Raw genomic sequence first — 21,691 nt, forward strand, 5'->3', positions numbered from 1 at the left:
CGCGGTATTACTCCGCGGCCACCGTGACGGGGGCCTCCATGAGGACCGTACGGCGCGGGTTGGCCGTGTTGGTCGGGAGCTCGGCGAGGTCGGTGAGCTGCTCGGGCTGCTCGGGGGCGGCCTGCAGTTCTTCGGCGTCCGTCAGGTGCGCCAGGGTGGTGCGCCGCGGGTTGGCTATGTTGTGGAACATCATCGTCGTCTTCACGGCGGCTTCGACCTCTTGTGCTCTCTGTGGACGGGGGGTTGACGGCTGAGCCATCCCTGTAAAGCGTCAGGCTAAACATTTGAATTCCCCGCAAAGGCGGGAACTCCCCTTGATCTTCATGTGAGTTTGCTCACGAAAGGCCGGACGAAGCAGACAGAACGGACTAGTTGTGGTCACTGCCGGAACGGACATTCCGGCACTGAAGCGCTGATTCCGCTCCCGATCATGGCGACTGGGACACCCCCCACACGTAAGCCGTACGCAAGGAAAAGTCCGTTATGGATGGGATGTTGCTCGACATCTCGTAACACACTCGTCACCAGCTGTCACAGACGTCACAGCCCCGCAGCAGGGCTTGTTGGAGATCCGGCACTGTGCTGGAATTCCGGGAACCGCCGCAGGTATGAACCGGCGCGCACGGGCGCAACGCAGCGTCGAGTGGCGGTGGGGAGGGGGAGACGCGCCGGTCACTCACGACCACCAGGGGCCCGCACGGGTTCCATGACGCCGACACCGTCCCACCGCTCGCGCGGCGGGGCGCCTGGTCCAGAGGTTGCGACGCTAGTGCAGGGACGTTTCAAGAGGGAAGGCAGCGCTGCGGCGAAGCCGGAGCTGCGCGGCGGGACGGGCCCCGTGCCCGGCAACTCCTCAACCCCCGACGCCGCGGGCTCCGACGGCGGCGGCCGCGGCAAGGGCACCGGTGTGTCCAGTGGCGGCCCGGCCCCCGCGAGTCCGAAGAAGCCCTCCTCGGCCGGCTCGCGAATAGCCCTGCGCAACTGGCGCATCTCGACGCGCCTGGTCTCCCTGCTCGCGCTCCCCGTGGTCGCCGCGACCTCGCTCGGCGCCATCCGCATCAGCGACTCCGTCGACGAGATGGAGCAGCTTGACCGGATGAAGCTGCTCACCGACATGACGAAGCAGGCCACCGAGCTGGCCGCCGCGCTCCAGGACGAGCGTGACCAGTCGGCGGGCCCGCTCTCACACGGCGCCAAGGCCACGGACTTCACCGTCAAGGGCGCCCGCAGCAAGACCGACCGCGCCCGCGACTCGTTCCTGCACGGCACCTCGGACATCGACGACGCCCGCGGCGACCAGGCGATCGACAGCATCCGCCAGAACGTCGTGCAGATCTCCACGCAGCTGCGTGTCCTCAAGGACGTCCGCCGCGACGCGTACAAGGAGGGCCTGCCGACCTCGCAGACCGTCTCCAGCTACAACCAGCTGATCGAGCAGCTGCTCGGCCTCTCCCGGGACATGGCGCTCGCCACCAGCAACCCGGAGATGATCCAGCGCACCCGTACGCTCGCGGCCTTCTCGTCCGCCAAGGAGTACGCGTCGGTGCAGCGCGCCGTGATCTCCGCCGCGCTCCCGCCGAACAAGACCGAGTTCGGCAAGCTCTCCGACAACGACCGCCTCTACGCGCTCTCCGCCCTGCGCAACGAAGAGGCCGAACTCGACAGCTTCCAGCGGTCGTACGAGGGCACCGGCGGCAACGCGGCCGAGCTGATGAAGCCGCTCGACGACTCCAACGCCGTCATCAAGGACGCCAACGACTACGCGGCCCGCGTCCTGGAGAGCCCGAGCGGCCTGAAGAACCGCGAGAAGCGCTCGTACCCCGACTGGAACGACGCCGCCACCACCAAGCTGCGGCAGATGGCGCTGATCGAGACCACGCTCCTGAACGACATGGAGCAGGAGGCCCGCAACCTGCGCGACGAGTCGCAGCGCGAGGCGATCATCAACGGTGCGCTGATCCTGCTCGTCCTCGGCGTCTCCCTCGTCGGCGCGTTCGTCGTGGCGCGGTCCATGATCCGCTCGCTGCGCCGCCTCCAGGACACCGCGACCAAGGTCGCCCAGGACCGGCTGCCCGACCTGGTCAAGCAGCTCTCCGAGGCCGACCCGCAGGACGTCGACACCTCCGTCGAGTCCGTCGGTGTGCACTCCCGGGACGAGATCGGCCAGGTGGCCACCGCCTTCGACGACGTGCACCGCGAGGCCGTCCGGCTCGCCGCCGAGCAGGCCCTGCTCCGGGGCAACGTCAACGCGATGTTCACCAACCTCTCGCGCCGTTCCCAGGGCCTCATCCAGCGTCAGCTGTCGCTGATCTCCGAGCTGGAGTCCCGTGAGGCTGATCCCGATCAGCTCTCCTCCCTCTTCAAGCTCGACCACCTCGCGACCCGCATGCGTCGTAACGGTGAGAACCTCCTCGTCCTCGCCGGTGAGGAGCCGGGCCGTCGCTGGACCCGCCCGGTCCCGCTGGTCGACGTGCTCCGCGCCGCCGCGTCCGAGGTGGAGCAGTACGAGCGGATCGAGCTGGCCGCCGTGCCGACCACCGAGGTCGCGGGACGCGTCGTCAACGACCTCGTGCACCTGCTCGCCGAGCTGCTTGAGAACGCCACCTCGTTCTCCTCGCCGCAGACCAAGGTCAAGGTCACCGGTCACGCGCTGCCCGACGGCCGTGTGCTGATCGAGATCCACGACACCGGCATCGGCCTCTCCCCCGAGGACCTCGCCGCGATCAACGAGCGGCTCGCCTCGCCGCCCACCGTGGACGTCTCGGTCTCCCGCCGCATGGGTCTGTTCGTGGTCGGCCGCCTCTCGCAGCGCCACGGCATCCGCATCCAGCTCCGCCCGTCCGACTCCGGTGGTACGACGGCGCTCGTCATGCTGCCCGTCGACGTCGCCCAGGGCGGCAAGAAGGTTCCGAGCAAGGCCGGTGCGCCCGCGCCGTCCGGCGGTCCCGCCGCGGCGCAGTCCGCCGCGGGTGTCGCCGCCGCGCGCCGTGGCGGACAGGGCGGTGCCGCCGGTGGCCGCCTCGGTGCCACGCCGGGCGCCGGGCGCGCCCAGAGCGGCCAGAGCGGCTTGGCCGCCGGGTCGGGTCCGCGCGCCGCGCTGCCCAGCCGGGGCAACGGGCCGGGGCAGGACCAGGGGCGGCCGGGTGCCGGTCAGGGGCAGGGTCCCGGTGCCGGTCAGGGTCAGGGTCCCGGTGCCGGTCAGGGCCCGGGCGCCGGTCAGGGGCAAGGCCCCGGTGCCGGGCAGCCGCAGGGTGGTGCGCCGCGTGCTCCGCAGGTGTCCGGCGGGCTGCCGCCGCGTCCCGGTGCCGGTGGGCCGCAGGACCGTCCGGCCGATCCGCAGGGCCGACCCGGTGTGGGTGACGCGCTCAACGGCGGTCAGCGTTCGGACGTCTTCGGCGGACCGCTTGGCGCCCAGCCTTCCGGTCCCGCCGGTGGTGCTCAGCCGTCCGGTCCCGCCGGTGGCGCCCAGCCGTCCGGTCCCGCCGGTGGCGCTCCCGTACCGTCGCGGCAGCGGGGGGATCAGGGGCAGGGCCGTCCCGAGGCGGGCCGGCCGCAGCTGCCGCCGCGGGGTGGACCGCGGGCCGAGCTGCCCGGCGGCAACCCGCAGCCGCAGGCCGGGTCCTGGGGTGCCAAGCAGGACCTGCACCCCTCCGTCGACGCCGCGCGCGAGCAGCACGACTCGGCGCCGCCCGTCGACTCCACCGCGCAGCTCGCCCGGATCGAGCCCGACGACCGCCAGGGCGACCGTCAAGGACCGGGCTCCACGGCCGAGTTCGCCCGCCCCGACTTCGACGCCCCGCGTCCCGACGCCAGCGGCCCGCACTCCGTACCGCAGCAGCCGGGACCGGACGTGCACGGCCCCGGTTCCACCGGCCAGTTCGCGCGTCCCGAGCTGCCGCAGGCGCCGCTCGGCGGCGGTGCGCGCAACGGCGCCCGGGACACCGGCGAGCACCAGGCACCGCGCCCGCCGCAGCAGCACCCGGCCCCGCATGCCCCGCAGCAGCCGCAGCAGCCGCAGCAGGAGCGCCCCGACGAGCTGACGGGCCCGGTCGAACTGCCTCCGGGCGACGGCCGTACGCCGCTGTACGACACCCTGGAGACCAACTGGTTCCACGGGCAGCAGCAGGAGCGCCAGCAGCAGGCCCAGGCTCAGCAGGGCCAGGCACAGCAGGGCCAGCCCCGGCAGGCGCAGGCTCAGCAGTCCGCACAGGAGCCGCCGCAGAACGGTGGCCGTCCCGCCGCTCCGGGCCGGCGCCCCGAGCCGCAGGCCCCGCCGATGCCGCCCACGCCTCCGGGTACGCCCGCCAACTGGCGCCAGTCCCCCAACGACGAGCTGGTCCGTCAGGCCGAGCGCGTCAAGCAGCCTTCGGCGGGCGGGGTCACCACCTCCGGCCTGCCGCGCCGCGTGCCGCGGGCGAACCTCGTGGCCGGTACGGCACAGCAGCAGCAACAGCAGCAGGGCGGCCCGCAGGTGTCACGCTCGCCCGACGACGTGCGCGGCCGGCTGACCAACCTCCGCCGTGGCATCCAGCAGGGCCGCGAGGCCGGCACCGGCCAGACCGGCAGTTTCCGCAGCCCCTCTCACCAGCAGGAGCGTTAGTTGAGTCCGAGCCAGGCGGCGCAGAATCTGAACTGGTTGATCACCAACTTCGTGGACAACACCCCAGGGGTGTCCCACACGGTGGTGGTGTCGGCCGACGGTCTGCTGCTCGCGATGTCCGAAGGTTTCCCGCGCGACCGCGCCGACCAGCTGGCGGCGGTCGCCTCCGGCCTGACCTCCCTCACGGCGGGCGCCTCCCGCATCTTCGAGGGCGGCCCGGTCAACCAGACCGTGGTGGAGATGGAGCGCGGCTTCCTCTTCATCATGTCCGTCTCCGACGGCTCCTCGCTCGCCGTACTGGCGCACCCCGAGTGCGACATCGGCCTCGTCGGATACGAGATGGCCCTGCTCGTCGACCGGGCGGGCAGCGTGCTCACCCCGGATCTGCGCGCCGAGCTCCAGGGGAGCCTGCTGCACTAGCCAGAGCGCACCAGCCAGGCGCGCACCAGCAGGAGCGCACCGCACCCCGCCCACCCGTCCGGCCCGTCCCCCACCGGCCCACTTGAAGACGGCTAGCCGACCACTTGCTGTCCAGCCCGGAGGATCCATGACCCCGCCCACCGCCGCTCACGACCCGTACGGAGCTCATTCCGCGTACGGGCCTGAGGGCGACCAGCCACTGGTCCGTCCGTACGCGATGACCGGTGGCCGGACCCGGCCGCGCTACCAGCTCGCCATCGAGGCGCTGGTGAGCACGACGGCCGACCCGGCCCAGCTGATGGGGCTGCTCCCCGAGCACCAGCGGATCTGCCACCTCTGCCGTGAGGTGAAGTCGGTGGCTGAGGTGTCCGCGCTCCTGGGTATGCCGCTAGGGGTGGCCCGGATCCTGGTCGCGGACCTCGCCGAGGCGGGACTCGTGGCCATCCACCAGCCCGGCGGCGACGAGAACGCCGGCGGACAGCCAGATGTGACACTGCTCGAAAGGGTGCTCAGTGGACTTCGCAAGCTCTAGCGGCGGTGCAGCCCGCTCTACCACCAGCGCGAAAATCGTGGTGGCGGGCGGCTTCGGCGTGGGCAAGACCACGTTCGTCGGCGCCGTCTCGGAGATCAACCCGCTGCGCACGGAAGCCGTCATGACCTCGGCCTCGGCAGGCATCGACGACCTGACGCACACCGGCGACAAGACCACCACCACGGTGGCCATGGACTTCGGCCGCATCACCCTCGACCAGGACCTGATCCTGTACCTCTTCGGCACCCCCGGACAGGACCGCTTCTGGTTCATGTGGGACGACCTCGTACGCGGCGCCATCGGCGCCGTCGTGCTCGTTGACACGCGTCGCCTCGCGGACTGCTTCCCGGCCGTGGACTACTTCGAGAACTCCGGCCTCCCGTTCGTCATCGCCCTCAACGGCTTCGACGGACACCAGCCCTACCAGCCCGACGAAGTCCGCGAAGCCCTCCAGATCGGCCCCGACACCCCCATCATCACCACCGACGCCCGCCACCGCGCGGACGCCAAATCGGGCCTCATCACCCTGGTCGAGCACGCCCTCATGGCCCGGCTGCGATAACGACTACGCCTCAAAGTCGGATACGACACAAGGAAGTTGTCGTAGGCGTCACGGAGCGGGCTGTGTCCTTTGACACGGCCCGCCCGGGTGTTCATAACGTTTCGACAGAGAATTCCGCCGTCGCCGACACAGCTCGCATTCGCGCGGTACCGCTGCGCTCATATCGCGCTCCCCTTTTGCTGAACCTTCTTCTTTATGCCCGTTTTATCTGAGGCTCAGGTCACCGAAATCAAGCTCTCCCCACTGTTTGGAGGAGCCGCCGCTGACGTGCTGAAATTCGCTGAACTGCCCAGTAGCCATACGGGTGTGAACCAGTAGCAATACGGGTGTGAAGACGAAGCGGCACGATGCAGGTGCCCTCGCCGAGAGGTTGTTGGTCGAGTGAGGCGAAGCAAGAACAGCCCCGAGCCGCAGGAGCGGGGCAACTTCACCCCGCCGTCGCGCGGGGCTGCAGCACCCGCGCCGGCGCCGGTGCCTGGGGCCGACGCGGCGCCCACCGGCAGCGGCAGCAAGTTCTCGCCCCGCAACTGGCGTGTGCCCACACGTCTGAACGCGATTCTCCTCATACCCGTGATCGTGGCCATCGTCATGGGCACCTTTCAGGTCAAGGGCTCCATTGACACGTGGAGCGAGGCCGAGGACGCGGAGAAGACCGCGCTCATCGTGCGCGCCGCCGAGAACTACGGCCAGGCGCTGCTGAACGAACGCGACCTGTCCGCCGCCCCGCTGCTGAGCGGCAAGGGCACCAACGGCACGGTCGACAAGGCCCGCGACGCCACGGACGCCGCGAAGGCCGCCTTCGACGAGGCCGTCGCGGACATGCCGGAGAAGCAGGGCCTGGAGCGGCGCCTCGCGCTCTTCAAGGAGAACGAGTCCAAGCTGACGGCCCTGCGCAAGGCGGCCTACACCCGCGCCATGGACCCGGTGAAGACCGAAGAGGGCTACGTCACCGTCCAGCACTCCCTGATGGAGTTCGCCAACGAGCTCGGCCTCGGCACCGGCAACATCACCAGCTACGGCCGTACCGTCTACGCCGTCTCGCTCGCCAAGGCCGCCGTCTCCCTGCAGCGCTCCATCGGCACCCACCTGATCGTCCGCCCGAGCTCCGAGCGCGCGACGCTCGAGGCCCAGTCCACCGCGTTCAGCTCGTACGCGTACCTGGAGAACATCGCCATCGGCGAGTACGTCTCCGCCGGTACCGAGCAGGACTACGAGGACCTCAAGTCCGTGCTGCGCGGCAAGCAGGACGAGGGCAAGAAGAAGCTCGCCGCCGCCGCGAAGGAAGCCCGCGCGAACGGCCAGGAGTTCACCCCGCCGCCCTCGCCCGAGAAGATGATCAAGCTGATCGGCAGCGGTGCGAGGCCGTCGACGCTGCGCGCCCAGGGCGTCACACCCGAGGCCTGGTTCGCCGTCACCACCGCCAAGTTCGACGGCTACCGCGAGATCGAGACCCAGCTGATCGACAAGGCGGTCGCCGAGTCCGCCGCGATCGCCGACGACGCCGAGCGGGACGCCTACATCAACGGCGCCATCGTGGTCGCCGCCGTGCTCGCCGCGTTCATCATCGCCGGCATGATGGCCCGCCAGATGAGCCGCAGCATGCGCCAGCTCCGCACCGCCGCCTTCGGCATCGCCGAGCAGCGCCTGCCGATGCTGGTCGACCAGCTCTCCCGCACCGATCCGGGCCGGGTCGACACCCGCGTCCAGCCCATCCCGATCAACACGCAGGACGAGATCGGCGAGGTCGCCCGCGCCTTCGACCAGGTGCACCGCGAGGCCGTCCGGCTCGCCGCCGAGCAGGCCCTGCTCCGGGGCAACGTCAACGCGATCTTCACCAACCTGTCGCGCCGCAACCAGTCGCTGATCGAGGGCCAGTTGACCCTGATCACCGACCTGGAGAACAACGAGGCCGACCCGGACCAGCTGGAGAACCTCTTCCGCCTGGACCACCTCGCGACCCGTATGCGCCGCAACGGCGAGAACCTCCTGGTCCTCGCCGGCGAGGAGCCCGGCCGCCGCTGGGACCAGCCGGTCCCGCTGGTCGACGTGCTCCGCGCCGCCTCCTCCGAGGTGGAGCAGTACGAACGCATCGAGCTGTCCGGCGTCCCCGAGGCCGAGATCCACGGCCGTGCCGTGACCGACCTCGTGCACCTGCTCGCCGAGCTCCTGGAGAACGCGACGACGTTCTCCTCCCCGCAGACCAAGGTTCGTGTGACCGCCACCCGTCTCCCCGACGGTCGGGTCATGATCGAGATCCACGACAAGGGCATCGGCCTCACCGCCGAGGACTTCGCGGACATCAACCACAAGCTGGCCAACCCGCCGACCGTGGACGCCGCGATCTCCCAGCGCATGGGTCTGTTCGTGGTCGGCCGGCTCTCCGACCGGCACCACATCCGCGTCCAGCTGCGCCCCTCCGGCGAGCAGGCGGGCACGACCTCGCTCGTCATGCTCCCGGACGCGATCACCCACGGTGGCAGTGGCGCCGACCTGCCGGAGAGCGAGTTCACGGTCTCCCGGATCGTGCCCGAGCAGCAGCAGGCGCCCGCGTACGAGGCCCCGCCGCTGCGCACGGCCGCCGAGCTCGGCTTCGACGACAGCCGCTACGACGAGGGCGACGCCTCGCTCGACCCGGTGGGCCGCTCCCTCCTCCGCGAGGAGCGCCGCGCCGCGCTCGAGTCCCAGGGCGAGCGCCCGCTCTACCGCGACGAGGTCTCCCCGCACCCGTACGACCAGGGTGACCAGGGCGGCCGGGAGCAGTCCTACGAGCAGCAGGGCACGTACGACGGCCAGCAGGCCGCGTACGAGCACCAGGGCGGCTACGAGCAGGGTTACGAGCAGCAGGACCCGTACGCGCAGCAGGGCGGCTACGAGCAGGGTTACGCGGCCCAGGGCGGCGGCTACGACGGCTATCCGGAATCCGCGTACCCGGAATCCGGCTTCGACGGCCAGGGCACCCCGCAGGACCCCGCCCAGGACGCATACGCCAACTACAACGGCCAGCCCCAGCAGGGCGGTTGGCAGCAGCAGGGCCCCGCGACGGACGCCTTCGGGAACAGCTACGAGCCGGAACCGGAATCTGCTCCCAGCGCTCCTCAAGCGGACCGTGAGCGCGTAGGCTTCGACCGTCAGGGACCTGCCCCTTCCTCCGCGCACGAGCTGACCGACGCGGGCCTGCCGCGCCGCGGGAGCACGCCCGCGAGCAACGGCCACCGGAACGCGACGGGCGACGTGTGGACGCCGGGGCCGGTCCAGGACACCACTGCCCCTTCGCCGCAGGCGGAGAACGCACCCGCAGGAGCGGACGGCAGCGGTGCCGGCGACGACGATTGGCGTTCCGCCAACGACGAGCGCTGGCAGCGCGCCGAGCAGCTCCGGCAGCCCAGGGCCGGCGGCGTCACCTCGTCGGGGCTGCCGCGCCGGGTCCCGAAGGCCAACCTGGTCGAGGGCACGGCGGAGCAGACCCCGCAGGGCGGACCCCAGGTCTCCCGCGCCCCCGAGGACGTGCGTGGCAGGCTGAGCAACCTGCGCCGCGGCGTCCAGCGGGGACGTGACGCGGGCAGCGACGACTCGAACGGCCAGGGCCTCGGTCCTGGTGGCAACTACAACCAGGAGCGTTAGTGTGAGCCCGATGAGCCAGGCGGCGCAGAACCTGAACTGGTTGATCACCAACTTCGTGGAGAACACCCCCGGTGTCTCCCACACGGTGGTGGTCTCCGCCGACGGACTCCTTCTGGCGATGTCCGAAGGGTTCCCCCGCGACCGCGCCGACCAGCTGGCGGCCGTCGCTTCGGGTCTGACCTCGTTGACCGCGGGTGCGTCCCGCATCTTCGAGGGCGGCAGCGTGAATCAGACAGTTGTGGAGATGGAGCGAGGATTTCTCTTCCTCATGTCCATCTCCGACGGTTCCTCCCTTGCTGTACTCGCACACCCCGAAGCGGACATCGGTCTCATCGGGTACGAGATGGCGCTTCTGGTCGACCGGGCGGGCACCGTGCTCACCCCCGACCTGCGCGCCGAGCTTCAAGGGAGCCTTCTCAACTAGTGCTCAACTAGCAGACAGGCAGTGCGTATTCGCGTCCCGTGGCCTTAAAGTTCGGGGCGCGGCACCACATTGATGGATGCCCGGCACAGTCGGAGGAGGAAGCACGTGGCAAGTGGCGCAACACCCCCAGAGGGTTCGTCTTCGGCCAACTGGTCATACGGCCCGGCCCAGGGCGGCCAGGGCGGCGACGGCACGCCCAACCGCTACAACTTCCCCTCCGCCCCCAGCCGTCGGCAGCAGCAGCCCTACGCACCGCCCCCGCAGCGCCACCAGCAGCCGTACGACCAGCAGCGGCCTCCGGCGCCGCGCGCCCCGTACGAGCAGCAGGCGTCGCCGCGCATCCAGCCCGTGCAGCCGCAGCCGCGCCCCGCGGAGCAGCAGCCGGCGGGGGGTGCGCACAACCCGCTCGTGCGTCCGTACGCCATGACGGGCGGACGCACCAGGCCGCGGTACCAGCTCGCCATCGAGGCGCTGGTGCACACCACGGCGCAGCCGCACCAGCTTCAGGGACAGCTCCCCGAGCACCAGCGGATCTGCAACCTGTGCCGGGAGATCAAGTCCGTCGCGGAGATCTCGGCACTGCTCTCCATCCCCCTCGGGGTGGCCCGGATCCTGGTCGCGGACCTCGCGGAAGCCGGACTCGTGGCCATCCACCAGCCCGGCGGCGACGAGAACGCCGGCGGACAGCCAGATGTGACACTGCTCGAAAGGGTGCTCAGTGGACTTCGCAAGCTCTAGCGGCGGTGCAGCCCGCTCTACCACCAGCGCGAAAATCGTGGTGGCGGGCGGCTTCGGCGTGGGCAAGACCACGTTCGTCGGCGCCGTCTCGGAGATCAACCCGCTGCGCACGGAAGCCGTCATGACCTCGGCCTCGGCAGGCATCGACGACCTGACGCACACCGGCGACAAGACCACCACCACGGTGGCCATGGACTTCGGCCGCATCACCCTCGACCAGGACCTGATCCTGTACCTCTTCGGTACGCCCGGACAGGACCGCTTCTGGTTCATGTGGGACGACCTCGTACGCGGCGCCATCGGCGCCGTCGTGCTCGTTGACACGCGTCGCCTCGCGGACTGCTTCCCGGCCGTGGACTACTTCGAGAACTCCGGCCTCCCGTTCGTCATCGCGCTCAACGGCTTCGACGGACACCAGCCCTACCAGCCCGACGAAGTCCGCGAAGCCCTCCAGATCGGCCCCGACACCCCCATCATCACCACCGACGCCCGCCACCGCGCGGACGCCAAGTCGGCGCTGATCACGCTGGTGGAGCACGCGCTGATGGCCCGCCTCCGCTAGCGCGTTTGTGGCATCTCCGGTCCCGCACCCCTGAGTTGGGGGTGCGGGACTTTTTGTTCCCCACCCCGCCCCTTCCCGAGAGCTTGCAGCGGCCGTCTTTCGGGTGCTGCGCCGTCGTGGCTGGTCGCGCCCCGCGGCGGAGCCGCAAATGTCACAGCCCCGCGCCCCTAGAAACCAGCCCCTCCGGCGTTTGAGGAGCGGGGGTCCGGGGGCTGGCCCCCGAAGCGCCGCAGGCTTTCGGGAAGGGGCGGGGTGGGGAAACCAAACAGCCCCCGCCCTCCCTGGCAAGGGGAAGACGGGGGCTGCCCGTAGGGAGTGGGAGGGCTCAGCCCTGCCAGCTGTGCGGCGCGCGGAAGCCCGGCGTGCGCTCCAGTCGGCGCCAGCCGGCCTTGGACCGGCCGCGGGCCGGGGCAACGGCAGCGGGCTGCGCGGCGGCGCGGGCCATCAGGACGGCGGTGATGGCCGCCAGCTCCTCCGGCTCCGCGTGGCCCTTCTCGACCCGCAGCAGGTGATCGGTGGGAGTGCTCATGAGTTCGGGGTCTCCGTAACGTGTGAGGCGGGACGAAAAGTCACTGGGGCGGGTTGCCGTGCTTGCGGGACGGCAGGTCCGCGTGCTTGTTGCTGAGCATCGCGAGCGCGGCCACGAGGACCTCGCGGGTCTCGGCGGGGTCGATGACGTCGTCGACGAGGCCGCGCTCGGCCGCGTAGTACGGGTGCATCAGCTCGGCCTTGTACTCCTTGACCATGCGCGCCCGCATCGTCTCCGGGTCCTCGGCCTCGGCGATCTGCCGCCGGAAAATCACGTTAGCGGCGCCTTCCGCACCCATCACCGCGATCTCGTTGGTCGGCCACGCATACGTCAGGTCGGCGCCGATGGACTGTGAGTCCATGACGATGTAAGCACCGCCGTACGCCTTCCGCAGGATGAGCGAGATCCGCGGCACCGTCGCGTTGCAGTACGCGTACAGCAGCTTCGCGCCGTGCCGGATGATGCCGCCGTGCTCCTGGTCCACGCCCGGCAGGAAGCCCGGAACATCGAGCAGCGTGACGATCGGGATGTTGAAGGCGTCGCACATCTGCACGAAGCGCGCGGCCTTCTCCGAGGCCTCGATGTCGAGGACACCGGCGAGCGCCTGCGGCTGGTTGGCGACGATGCCGACGACCTGGCCGTCGAGGCGGGCCAGGGCGCAGACGATGTTGCGGGCCCAGCGCTCGTGGACCTCCAGGAAGTCGCCGTCGTCGACGAGTTCCTCGATGACCTTGTGCATGTCGTACGGCCGGTTGCCGTCCGCGGGGACCAGGTCGAGCAGGACGTCGGAGCGCCGGTCGGCGGGGTCGTCGCAGTGTGCGGTCGGGGGGTTCTCGCGATTGTTGGACGGGAGCATCGACAGGAGGTAGCGGACCTCGGCGATGCAGGTCTCCTCGTCGTCGTACGCGAAGTGCGCGACGCCCGAGGTCTCCGCGTGGACGTCCGCGCCGCCCAGGCCGTTCTGCGTGATCTCCTCACCGGTGACGGCCTTCACGACGTCCGGGCCGGTGATGAACATCTGCGAGGTGTCCCGCACCATGAACACGAAGTCCGTCAGCGCCGGCGAGTAGGCGGCGCCGCCCGCGCACGGGCCGAGCATCACCGAGATCTGCGGGATCACACCCGAGGCCCTGGTGTTGCGCTGGAAGATCCCGCCGTAACCGGCGAGCGCGCTGACGCCCTCCTGGATACGGGCGCCCGCGCCGTCGTTGAGCGAGACCAGCGGCGCACCGGCCGCGATGGCCATGTCCATGATCTTGTGGATCTTCGTGGCGTGCGCCTCACCCAGCGCACCGCCGAAGATCCGGAAGTCGTGCGCGTACACGAAGACCGTCCGGCCCTCGACCGTGCCCCAACCGGTGATCACACCGTCCGTGTACGGCTTCTTGGCCTCCAGGCCGAAGCCGACCGCGCGGTGCCGGCGCAGCTGCTCGACCTCCTTGAACGAACCCGGGTCGACCAGGAGCTCGATCCGCTCCCGGGCCGTCAGCTTGCCCTTGGCGTGCTGGGCGGCGGTGGCCTTCTCGCTGGGGCCGGCCAGCGCCTGGGCGCGGATCTCGTGCAGCTCGGCCACGCGGCCGCGGGCGTCTGCGGGCTCACCCGGGGTGTCGTCCAAAACGGTCATGTAGCGACCTTACGAAGCCGACCAAGGAAAACGGGCCGTCGACTCCTCACAGTCTCCGGCCCGTTTTCCTGGTACCCCCGGACAGAACCCGGACAGGAACCCTCCGGTGTGCAGTTGAAGTGACTGCTCAGGGGGGCGTCGGCTTGTGGTGATTCCACAAAAGCGCGGGATGGCTCAGCTGAGAGTCACCTCACAGCGGTGACCGCCGCCCGCCGTGCCCGGAGTGATCCGCAGCCTCAGTTCGCGCCCCGTGGAGAGCACCTCCACCGACGGATCGTGCGCGGTGACGCGGGCGACCCGGCGGCGCCAGACGAGCTCGAAGGGCCGCCCGGTGCGGGTCGGCTCGCTGACCGTGAGGCCGGCGGTGCGGCCGCGGCGGCGCAGCAGCACGCTGGCCGGCCCGGTCACGGTGAGGTCCCTCACCGTACCGGGCGTCCAGAAGTTGGCTGCGGTCAGGCCGAGGGAGGGGACGGCGACGGCCTGGCGGGCGCTGTCGTTGGCGAGGGTCCGCAGCCAGCCGCGGTCGGCGGCGCGCTCCGCGAGCTCGCGCGGCCCGGCGCCGGGCATGAGGAGGTAGACGTACGAGGCGTCGGTGGGGTCGGTGCCGTGGTCGAGCCAGAGGGTCTGCCAGCGGCGGGTGCGGCGCTCCGTGGAGCTGGTCGTGTTGATGTCGGACCAGGCGCCCGTGCGGTCCTCGCGGAGCGTGCGCAGGCGTCCGCCGGAGGGCAGGACCCAGCCGCCGTGGCCCTCCAGATGGGCCCAACGGCTCCGTACCGTAAGGGAGTTGGAGCCGGACTCGCCGAGATTCCGGTTGTCGACGATCGTCTCCACGGGCGCGCCGTCGCGCGCCGTGATGCCCGCGCCGAGGCAGATCACCGCATCGGCCGCGCAGAACCAGGACTTGCGGGCCTCCAGGGTGGAGCCGAGTCCCTTCAGATGCTGGCCGACGGCCGCGAACTCGCCGTCGGTGACCCCGCCGACCCACTGCGCGTCGGGTTTCGGCTCGCCCCATTCGCCGCCCGCCTTGTCGGCAAGTCGTTTGGTGGACACGGTCGTTCCGGGCAGCCGGTAGAAGTCGACGGTCGGCCAGAACCAGTCGGTGTACTGGTCGGTCTTGCCCTCCGGGCCCCACCAATAGACCATGCCCGCGCCCGTGTGCCAGCCGCGCGGGTTCTCGCCGTTGCCGCACTCGTAGTACGAGATCCGCTCCGAGGCCATCGAGATGTTCGCGGCCCAGCCGGGGCGGCGGTGCACGGACCGGTCCATGGACGTGAAAAGGCGGTGCGCGACCGGCTCGGGCGCGGCGGGTACGGGCGACGCCTGGACGGCGTGAAGGCGGGCCAGGTCGTCGGTGCCGAACTGGCGGCCCGTGAGGATCGGGATGACCGTGTCGCGCGCGATCCAGCCCTTGACCATGCCGTGCCAGCGATCCCGTTCGGCGGGGCTCGCGCCCTGGGCGAGCAGGGCGATCGCGGCGATCAGGGCGTGGCCGTGGAAGTGGTCGGAGCGCATCACCCGCCGGTCGTCGGATTTCAGGTAACCGCGGCTGATGGCACGGCCGTTGACGCTGTCCATCATCAGGCCGTCGTGGATGAGCGGCGCGAAGGCGTGCTCGACGCTGTCGAGGATGATCTGCCGCTTCGGGTCGGTCACCTCCCAGGTGGCCCCGGTGAGCAGCGCGAAGAGCCGCCCGAGCCCGTCCATCAGGACCTGCCCGTACGTACCCGAGTACGCGACCCAGGTGTGCTGCACGAACGAGCCGTCGGCGTAGAGCCCGTCCCCCTTCGTGACGTACGGGAAGACCGGGGAGAGGGCATCGCGGGCGAGGGCGATCTTCTCGGGCTTCTTGCCGACGATGCCGCGCAGGGCGACCGAGCGGCACAGGTCGACGCGGTTGGCGCCGGTCGAGGTGCCGGTGTAGTCGCCGAGCATGCTGTCCGGGATGAAGTGGTCGACGGCCGCGCAGGCCGCCTCACGCTGGGCCTCGGTCAGCTCGTCGTAGAGCGTGGCGACGATGTCGAGGAGCAGGCGGGGGCTGCCGATCTGCCACTCCCACCAGTTGCCGTAGCGGGTGGTGGACGGGTTGTAGACGGTCACGGAGAGGTGGTCGAGGCCGCGCTTGATGTCGGCGAGGAGGGTCTGGTCGCCCGTGAGTCCGGTGCCTTCCTGGGCGTACGCCCTGGTCATCGTCCAGAGACGGCTGTAGCTCTGGGTGATGCCGGCGGGCGGGTCGAAGGGGTGACCGGGCCAGAGGGAGTCGGCGGTGGGCGCCATGGTGCCGCGGAAGCCGCGGGCGAGTTCCCCGGTCTCCTTGAGGCGGGCGGCGAAGGGCTCGGCGGCCGGGTCGTAGCCGGTGCCGAGCTGGATGGTGAGCCAGCGGGCTCTGAGGGTGTCGTACTCGTCCTCGGCTGCCGCAGCCGGTCTCGCGGTTCCGAGCACCGTGAGCGCGGCCCCGGCGGCTGTGGCGCTCGTGGCTGTCAGGAACGTACGGCGTGTCGTCGGCACGTCTCAACCTCCGCAGTGGGTACAGGCGTTGCCCCGGTCGGCGTGGTCTATACCGTTACCGCCGCTGCGGCTCCCGACAAGGATTTCGACACGCCTGAATCCGGCCCGCGGGACCCGACCTCCCCAAACTGTTGAAAGTTGAACTTCTCCGCGCTACAGTGAATCTCGTTGAACGTTAAACCTCCTGCTTCGGAGCCTCTCCGGAGCCGTCCCCCTCAGGAGCAGTCATGGGCATCTTCAGCCGCAAGAACGACACCGCCACCGTCCCCGCACAGGTCAGCCCCGAGCTGGCCGCGCTCACCGGCGAGTACACGATCGACCCGTCGCACTCCTCGCTCGGCTTCACCGCCCGCCACGCGATGGTCACGAACGTCAAGGGCGCCTTCCTCGACTTCGAGGGCGGCCTGAGCCTCGACGGCTCGAACCCGGCCGCGTCCGCCGCGAGCCTCGACATCAAGATGGACAGCGTCGACACCGGTGCGCCGGACCGCGACGGCCACCTCAAGAGCGCCGACTTCTTCGACGTCGAGCAGTTCCCGGCGATGACCTTCCGCTCCACCTCGGCGGAGGCCCTCGGCGGCGACGACTACCGGATCACCGGCGACCTCACCATCAAGGGCGTCACCAAGCCGGTCACGATCGACCTGGAGTTCAACGGCTCGGCCACGGACCCGTTCGGCAACGAGCGCGTCGGCTTCGAGGGCAAGGCGGAGATCCTGCGCTCGGAGTGGGACCTGACCTGGAACGCCGCGCTCGAGACGGGCGGCGTGCTGATCTCGGACAAGATCAAGCTGAGCTTCGACATCTCGGCGATCAAGAAGTAACCGTTCGCGAGGCCCGGGAGAACCCCGGGCACCCCTCCCCATGAGCTGCGCCCGCCCTCCGCTCCCCCGTCGGAGGGCGGGCGCTCATGCCCCGAGCCGGGCCACCGCCGCCCGCAGCGCGGCCTCCCGCGCCTCGGCCGTACGCGCCTTCAGGAGCGGCAGCAGCACGAGATACGCGTCCGTCCGGCCGAGCTTCTCGTACGCCCGTCTCGCCTTCGGGTCCGCGTCGAGCGCCGCCGCGAGATCCTCCGGGACGGTGGCGTCCTTCTGCGAGGCGTACGCCGCGTCCCAGCGGCCGTCCGCCTTCGCCGCCTCGATCTCCGCGAGCCCCGGCTCCCGCATCCGGCCGTCGGCGATCAGCTCCGCGACCCTGCGCACGTTCACCTGCGACCACACGCTGCGCGCCCGTCTCGGCGTGATCTTCTGCAGGTAGTACACCGCGTCAACTCCCTTGCGCTGACCGGTGATCCAGCCCCAGCACAGCGCCGCGTCGTTCACCTCGGCCGCCGTCACCGACGCGATGCCCGAGCCCTTCTTGGCGACCTTCACCCAGATCCCCGCCTGCACGTCGTGATGCCGCTCCAGCCAGCCCTCCAGCCCGGCCAGGTCCACGAACTCCAAGGTCTCCGTCATACGTTCGATCCTGCCACCGACCACTGACAGTCGCCCTCGAACTCACACCACACGACCTTGCCCGGCACGCGCTCCCCCACCCCCCAGCGGTCCGCGAGCGCCGCGACCAGCTGCAGCCCGCGCCCACCCTCGGCATCCGGCTCCGCGCCGGGCGTCCGCACCTCGCCGTCGCCGCTGTCATGCACTTCGATGCGTACGGTGCGGTCGGGGCGGCGATCGATCCGCAGCAGATAGCCGCGCCCCGGCGGTACGCCGTGCAGCAGGGCGTTGGTGGCGAGTTCGCTCACGCAGAGCGCGATGTCGTCGGCGCGGGCGGTCACTTCCCAGTCCTTCAGCGCCCGGCGCGCGAACTCCCGCGCGGCGGGGACGGACCTGCGCTCCCGGCGGTAGAACGCCTCGCGGAGGGAGGGGAGTTGGGGTTGCTCGTTCATACGGCGAATGTCACAGGGAGTGACTAAGCTCATCCAGTGAGTCAGCTCGTACAAGGCGTTTGTACGGGCCGTGTACGGAGTCGTACGGCTCCACAGGGGGAAGGACGCGGCCATGCACCCGGCGAAGAAGCCCAGGAAGAGCACCTCGTGGTGCGTGGTCGGCGCGCAGCTCGCCCATTTCCGCAAGCAGGCCAGACTTACGCAGTTCCAGTTGGCGGAGGAGATCGGCGTCCACGTCGACACGATCGCCTCGATCGAGCAGGGGCGCCGCGCGCTGCACATCGATCTGGCCACGCAGCTCGACGAATTCCTCGCGACTGGTGGGGTGTTGGCGATCGGGGCCAGCCATATGCCCACGCGGGAGCGGTTTCCGGCGTTCGCGCAGGACTTTATTGAGTACGAGCAGGAGGCGTTGACGCTGCTCTGGTACGAGAACCAGGTCGTGCCGGGGTTGCTCCAGACCGAGGCGTACTCCCGAGCTGTGTTCTCGTGCCTCTATCCGCCCCTGGACGAGGAGGAGTTGGACGACTGGGTCACTGCACGCCTCGACCGCCAGAAGGTCTTCCAGCGCAAGCCACGCGTGATGGCCAACTTCCTGTTAGAGGAAGTGGTCCTGCACCGCCCCATCGGAGGCCGAGAGGTTCTGCGCGACCAGATTCGACACCTGCGGAAATGCGCCGAACTCCCTTTCCTCGGGCTGCAGATCATGCCGACCGACCGGGAACTCCACGCCGGTCTGGCCGGGCCCATGGTGCTCCTGGAGACCCCTGATCACGATCAACTGGCGTACGTCGAAGGGCAGCTGGTGAGCTTCCTGCACGATGATCCAGACAAGGTCAGTGTGCTCCAACAGAAGTATGGGATGCTGCGTTCGCAGGCCCTCTCTCCCACCGAGAGCATGCGCCTGCTGGACGATCTGCTTGGAGAGACATGAATTGGTTCAAGTCCAGCTACAGCAGCGACCAGGGCGGCGCCTGCCTCGAAGTCGCCTACGAATGGCGGAAGTCGAGCTACAGCGCCAGCGCAGGCGCCGACTGCGTCGAGATCGCCACCCACCCCGCCGCCATCCACATCCGCGACTCCAAGAACCCCGGCGGGCCGGTCCTCACCGTCGAACCGGCCGCCTGGGACGCCTTCGTCAGCGCGCGGTGGAGCTAAGGATCGCGTCTCGGAGCGAGGCCGTCATCGCGTCGAGGCAGGAGGCGAAGTTCTCGCCGTCGGCCGCTTCGATCCATCGCGCGAGGGCGTTCTCGTAGGCGATGGTCGCGGTCTGCGCCACGAGACGTGCGGTCTCTCGGTCCGTGCCTCGGTCCGCCAGTGCTGTGGCGATCGACGCGGCGACCTCCGCCAGCTTCGTCCGGTCGCGTTCCTGGAGTTCCGGGCTGGCGTCGATCACCGCGCGGCGCTCGGCCGCGTTCTGAGTGTGAGCGACGAGTTGTGCGCCGACTCGACCAAGGGCCTCAAGAGCCGCCACGAGGGGCGGCGCTTCGCGGTGGACCGCGCGTACGGCCTTGTAGACCGCGGGCGGCAGTTTCTCCGAGTCCGCGAACAACACCGCGCGCTTGTCGGGGAAGTAGCGGAAGTACGAGCGGCGGGTGATCCCGGCGCGCTCCGCGATGTGCGTCACCGTCACGTCGTCGTACCCGCGCTCCATGAAGAGCTCAAGTGCCGCCTTCGCGAGACGCGCCTGCGTGCCGGAATCCCATCTCGCCATACCCCCGACCCTAACAAGTGATGACACACTGAGACATCACAAACGGGGGGCACCCCCACGGCGCCCCCCACGACGCCCCGGACCACGGCCACACTCAGCGGCGCTGGTCCGGATCGCGGATCCCATCGATGATCCGGGTCCAGTTCTCCTTCCCGTGGCCGTCGGCGATCGCTCGGTGATAGTGGGACTGGACAGCGCGCGGCAGCGTCAGGTCGATGCCGACGGCGGCGCTCGTGGCGACGATGTGGTCCGCCGTGGCGCCCATCATGGTCGCCGTGCTCAGGTGGCCCGGGTGCTCGCCCGCGTCGATCTGCGCGCCGACGTTCTCCTCGCCTGCCTGGAGCATCGCCGGGATGTCGGCCAGCGTCGGCATCAGCTCCGGGACGGCCTCCGCGGCGGTGATCCCGGCCGAGCCGAGCAGCGCCGTCGCGTGCATCAGCGCCGAGAGGCTCGTCAGGAAGACGTCCAGGTGGGCCTGGTACATCAACTGCGCGAGGCCCGCGTCCTCGCCGAGGTAGCGCGGCGCTCCGATCCGGGCCAGCGCCGGGCGGTGTGCCTCGAAGGCGTCGGACGGCCCGCTGTAGTAGACGTACGCCGCCTCGGTGCCCACCATCGGCGCGGGCACCATCACCCCGCCGGTGACGAACCGTGCCCCGTGCTCGGCCGCCCAGGCCGCGGCCTCGCGGGCGCGGTCGGGGGTGTCCGAGCTGAGGTTGACGATGGTGCGACCGGCCAGGGCCGTACCGGCGGCGCGGAGTACGTCGTACATCGCCTGGTAGTCGGTGAGGCTGAGGATGACCAGCTCACTCGCGGCGACCGCCTCGGCGGGCGAGGCGGCCAGGACGGCGCCGTCGGCGACGACGCCGTCGGCCCGGCCCGCGGTGCGGTTCCAGACCGTGACCGGGTGACCGGCGGCGAGCAGCGAGCGGACCATGGCCTGACCCATGGGGCCGAGGCCGATGAGCGTGACGGGCGTGGCGTTCACGCGGCGTCTCCTTCGTTCGTGGTGGTGGAGGAGGAGTTCGTGGTGGAGGAGGAGTTCGTGGTGGTGGAGGAGTTCGTGGTGGTGGAGGAGGCTTCGGCGCGCAGGCTCTCGTAGATCCGCGCGAACCCCTCCGTGCCGTGGCCCGCGGCGATCTCGCGGCTGATGAGCGTCTGGACGGCGGCGATCGGGGCGGGGTCGACGCCCTCCTCCTCGCTGGCGCGCACGAGGTGCGACAGGTCGGAGAACTCCAGACTCTGCTGGCCCGGGACGGTGTAGTCCCCGCCGTCGACGACCTTCGCGAGGGCGGCGAGTTCCTGGGTCATGGCGGACAGGAACGGGGCCTGCCGGGCGGCGAACCCGGACGCGCTCATCCCCGCGGAGGCGGCCATCGCGGCGCCGTGGAAGAAGCCCGCGAACATCTGGTACATCCCCGACAGCATCGCCAGGTCCACAAGCGCGGCCCGCCCGGCGTCCGTGCCGTGGAACTCGCTCGGGGCCCAGAGGTCGAAGGTCGGCAGCAGGGCGTCGTAAGCGGCCCGCGAACCGCTGTAGAAGAACTGCCCCTCGCCGGATCCGATCATGGAAGGTACGGCCATGATGGCGCCGTCGAGGTAGTCGATACCGTGCTCGGCCGCCCAGGACGCCAGGGCGCGGGACTCGTTCGGGGTCGTGGTGGTGACGTTGACCAGGGTGCGACCGCGCAGCTCGTCGGCGACCGGACCGAGGGTCTCCTTGACCGAGGAGTGGTCGAGCAGGCAGGCGACGACCACCGGGCTCGCCGCCACGGCCTCGCGCACCGGGTCCACGGCACGGGCGCCGTGGGCCACCAGTGCGGTGGCACGGCCGGGGGTGCGGTTCCAGACGGTCACGGAACGGCCGGCGTCGAGCAGGGTGGACGCCAGGACGCTGCCCATCGCGCCGAGGCCGAGCAGGGTGACGTCGGTCAACTGGGATGATTCTTCAGTGCGTTCAGGTTGTGCAGGCATG

20 protein-coding genes are annotated in these 21,691 nt (G+C 70.4%); 11 read left to right on the plus strand and 9 right to left on the minus strand.

Translation table 11 applies throughout. From position 1 onward, the window contains the following. Positions 1 to 7 precede the first annotated feature (7 nt). The gene (locus tag RCO28_RS05265) at positions 8 to 205 is read right to left on the minus strand and encodes a hypothetical protein (RefSeq protein ID WP_308939772.1); all 198 of its coding nucleotides are present in this window, start codon (positions 203 to 205) and stop codon (positions 8 to 10) included. Positions 206 to 769: 564 nt separating this feature from the next. On the opposite strand from RCO28_RS05265, the gene RCO28_RS05270 reads away from it, so the two are divergent. From RCO28_RS05270 to RCO28_RS05305, 8 genes are all read left to right on the plus strand, one after another. After that, on the plus strand, positions 770 to 4,600 hold the full coding sequence (locus RCO28_RS05270; protein WP_308939773.1) for a nitrate- and nitrite sensing domain-containing protein: 3,831 nt from the start codon (positions 770 to 772) through the stop codon (positions 4,598 to 4,600). After that, a complete protein-coding gene (locus RCO28_RS05275; RefSeq protein WP_282538966.1) occupies positions 4,601 to 5,020 on the plus strand; it encodes a roadblock/LC7 domain-containing protein in 420 nt (139 codons plus the stop codon). A 127-nt stretch (positions 5,021 to 5,147) separates the two neighbouring features. Next, entirely contained in the window at positions 5,148 to 5,552 is a 405-nt protein-coding gene (locus RCO28_RS05280) for a DUF742 domain-containing protein (protein ID WP_282538965.1), read from the plus strand. Then, on the plus strand, positions 5,533 to 6,114 hold the full coding sequence (locus RCO28_RS05285) for an ATP/GTP-binding protein (RefSeq protein WP_308939774.1): 582 nt from the start codon (positions 5,533 to 5,535) through the stop codon (positions 6,112 to 6,114). Before RCO28_RS05280 ends, RCO28_RS05285 begins: the two co-directional genes overlap by 20 nt. A 381-nt stretch (positions 6,115 to 6,495) precedes the next feature. Then, the gene (locus RCO28_RS05290) at positions 6,496 to 9,735 is read left to right on the plus strand and encodes a nitrate- and nitrite sensing domain-containing protein (RefSeq protein WP_308939775.1); all 3,240 of its coding nucleotides are present in this window, start codon (positions 6,496 to 6,498) and stop codon (positions 9,733 to 9,735) included. A gap of 10 nt (positions 9,736 to 9,745) precedes the next feature. Then, on the plus strand, positions 9,746 to 10,159 hold the full coding sequence (locus RCO28_RS05295; protein WP_308940288.1) for a roadblock/LC7 domain-containing protein: 414 nt from the start codon (positions 9,746 to 9,748) through the stop codon (positions 10,157 to 10,159). A gap of 105 nt (positions 10,160 to 10,264) precedes the next feature. Then, on the plus strand, positions 10,265 to 10,897 hold the full coding sequence (locus tag RCO28_RS05300) for a DUF742 domain-containing protein (RefSeq protein ID WP_374991098.1): 633 nt from the start codon (positions 10,265 to 10,267) through the stop codon (positions 10,895 to 10,897). Continuing rightward, entirely contained in the window at positions 10,878 to 11,459 is a 582-nt protein-coding gene (locus tag RCO28_RS05305) for an ATP/GTP-binding protein (RefSeq protein WP_282538961.1), read from the plus strand. The genes RCO28_RS05300 and RCO28_RS05305 overlap by 20 nt, the downstream gene beginning before the upstream one ends. Positions 11,460 to 11,784: 325 nt before the next feature. On the opposite strand, the gene RCO28_RS05310 is transcribed toward RCO28_RS05305, so the two are convergent. The 3 genes from RCO28_RS05310 to RCO28_RS05320 all read right to left on the minus strand — a co-directional run bounded on the left by RCO28_RS05310 (position 11,785) and on the right by RCO28_RS05320 (position 16,117). Beyond that, a complete protein-coding gene (locus RCO28_RS05310; protein ID WP_308939777.1) occupies positions 11,785 to 11,988 on the minus strand; it encodes an acyl-CoA carboxylase subunit epsilon in 204 nt (67 codons plus the stop codon). A 40-nt stretch (positions 11,989 to 12,028) separates the two neighbouring features. Then, positions 12,029 to 13,603 carry an acyl-CoA carboxylase subunit beta gene (locus RCO28_RS05315; protein WP_374991112.1) on the minus strand — a complete coding sequence of 525 codons (1,575 nt, stop codon included), beginning with the start codon at positions 13,601 to 13,603 and terminating at the stop codon, positions 12,029 to 12,031. 183 nt (positions 13,604 to 13,786) lie between these two features. Then, positions 13,787 to 16,117, minus strand: coding sequence for a polysaccharide lyase 8 family protein (locus tag RCO28_RS05320; RefSeq protein ID WP_308939779.1), 2,331 nt, complete (start codon positions 16,115 to 16,117; stop codon positions 13,787 to 13,789). 227 nt (positions 16,118 to 16,344) lie between these two features. On the opposite strand from RCO28_RS05320, the gene RCO28_RS05325 reads away from it, so the two are divergent. Beyond that, entirely contained in the window at positions 16,345 to 16,941 is a 597-nt protein-coding gene (locus tag RCO28_RS05325; RefSeq protein WP_308939780.1) for a YceI family protein, read from the plus strand. Positions 16,942 to 17,025: 84 nt separating this feature from the next. On the opposite strand, the gene RCO28_RS05330 is transcribed toward RCO28_RS05325, so the two are convergent. Both RCO28_RS05330 and RCO28_RS05335 read right to left on the minus strand, forming a co-directional pair. After that, the gene (locus RCO28_RS05330) at positions 17,026 to 17,574 is read right to left on the minus strand and encodes a YdeI/OmpD-associated family protein (RefSeq protein ID WP_308939781.1); all 549 of its coding nucleotides are present in this window, start codon (positions 17,572 to 17,574) and stop codon (positions 17,026 to 17,028) included. After that, entirely contained in the window at positions 17,571 to 18,005 is a 435-nt protein-coding gene (locus RCO28_RS05335) for an ATP-binding protein (protein WP_308939782.1), read from the minus strand. Before RCO28_RS05335 ends, RCO28_RS05330 begins: the two co-directional genes overlap by 4 nt. A gap of 112 nt (positions 18,006 to 18,117) precedes the next feature. Between RCO28_RS05335 and RCO28_RS05340 the strand changes: the two genes are divergently transcribed. Together RCO28_RS05340 and RCO28_RS05345 are read left to right on the plus strand one after the other, a co-directional pair. Next, on the plus strand, positions 18,118 to 18,939 hold the full coding sequence (locus RCO28_RS05340) for a helix-turn-helix transcriptional regulator (protein ID WP_308939783.1): 822 nt from the start codon (positions 18,118 to 18,120) through the stop codon (positions 18,937 to 18,939). Continuing rightward, positions 18,936 to 19,163: a DUF397 domain-containing protein gene (locus RCO28_RS05345; RefSeq protein WP_308939784.1), complete on the plus strand. Its 228-nt coding sequence runs from the start codon at positions 18,936 to 18,938 to the stop codon at positions 19,161 to 19,163. Before RCO28_RS05340 ends, RCO28_RS05345 begins: the two co-directional genes overlap by 4 nt. Here RCO28_RS05345 and RCO28_RS05350 read toward each other — a convergent pair. From RCO28_RS05350 to RCO28_RS05360, 3 genes are all read right to left on the minus strand, one after another. Then, positions 19,144 to 19,719, minus strand: coding sequence for a helix-turn-helix domain-containing protein (locus RCO28_RS05350; RefSeq protein WP_308939785.1), 576 nt, complete (start codon positions 19,717 to 19,719; stop codon positions 19,144 to 19,146). The genes RCO28_RS05345 and RCO28_RS05350 overlap by 20 nt on opposite strands. 94 nt (positions 19,720 to 19,813) lie before the next feature. Then, positions 19,814 to 20,704: an NAD(P)-binding domain-containing protein gene (locus tag RCO28_RS05355; RefSeq protein ID WP_308939786.1), complete on the minus strand. Its 891-nt coding sequence runs from the start codon at positions 20,702 to 20,704 to the stop codon at positions 19,814 to 19,816. Then, positions 20,701 to 21,690 carry an NAD(P)-binding domain-containing protein gene (locus RCO28_RS05360; RefSeq protein WP_308939787.1) on the minus strand — a complete coding sequence of 330 codons (990 nt, stop codon included), beginning with the start codon at positions 21,688 to 21,690 and terminating at the stop codon, positions 20,701 to 20,703. Before RCO28_RS05360 ends, RCO28_RS05355 begins: the two co-directional genes overlap by 4 nt. Position 21,691 lies beyond the last annotated feature (1 nt).

It is taken from the genome of Streptomyces sp. LHD-70 (assembly GCF_031157275.1).
Taxonomy (GTDB): Bacteria; Actinomycetota; Actinomycetes; order Streptomycetales; family Streptomycetaceae; genus Streptomyces.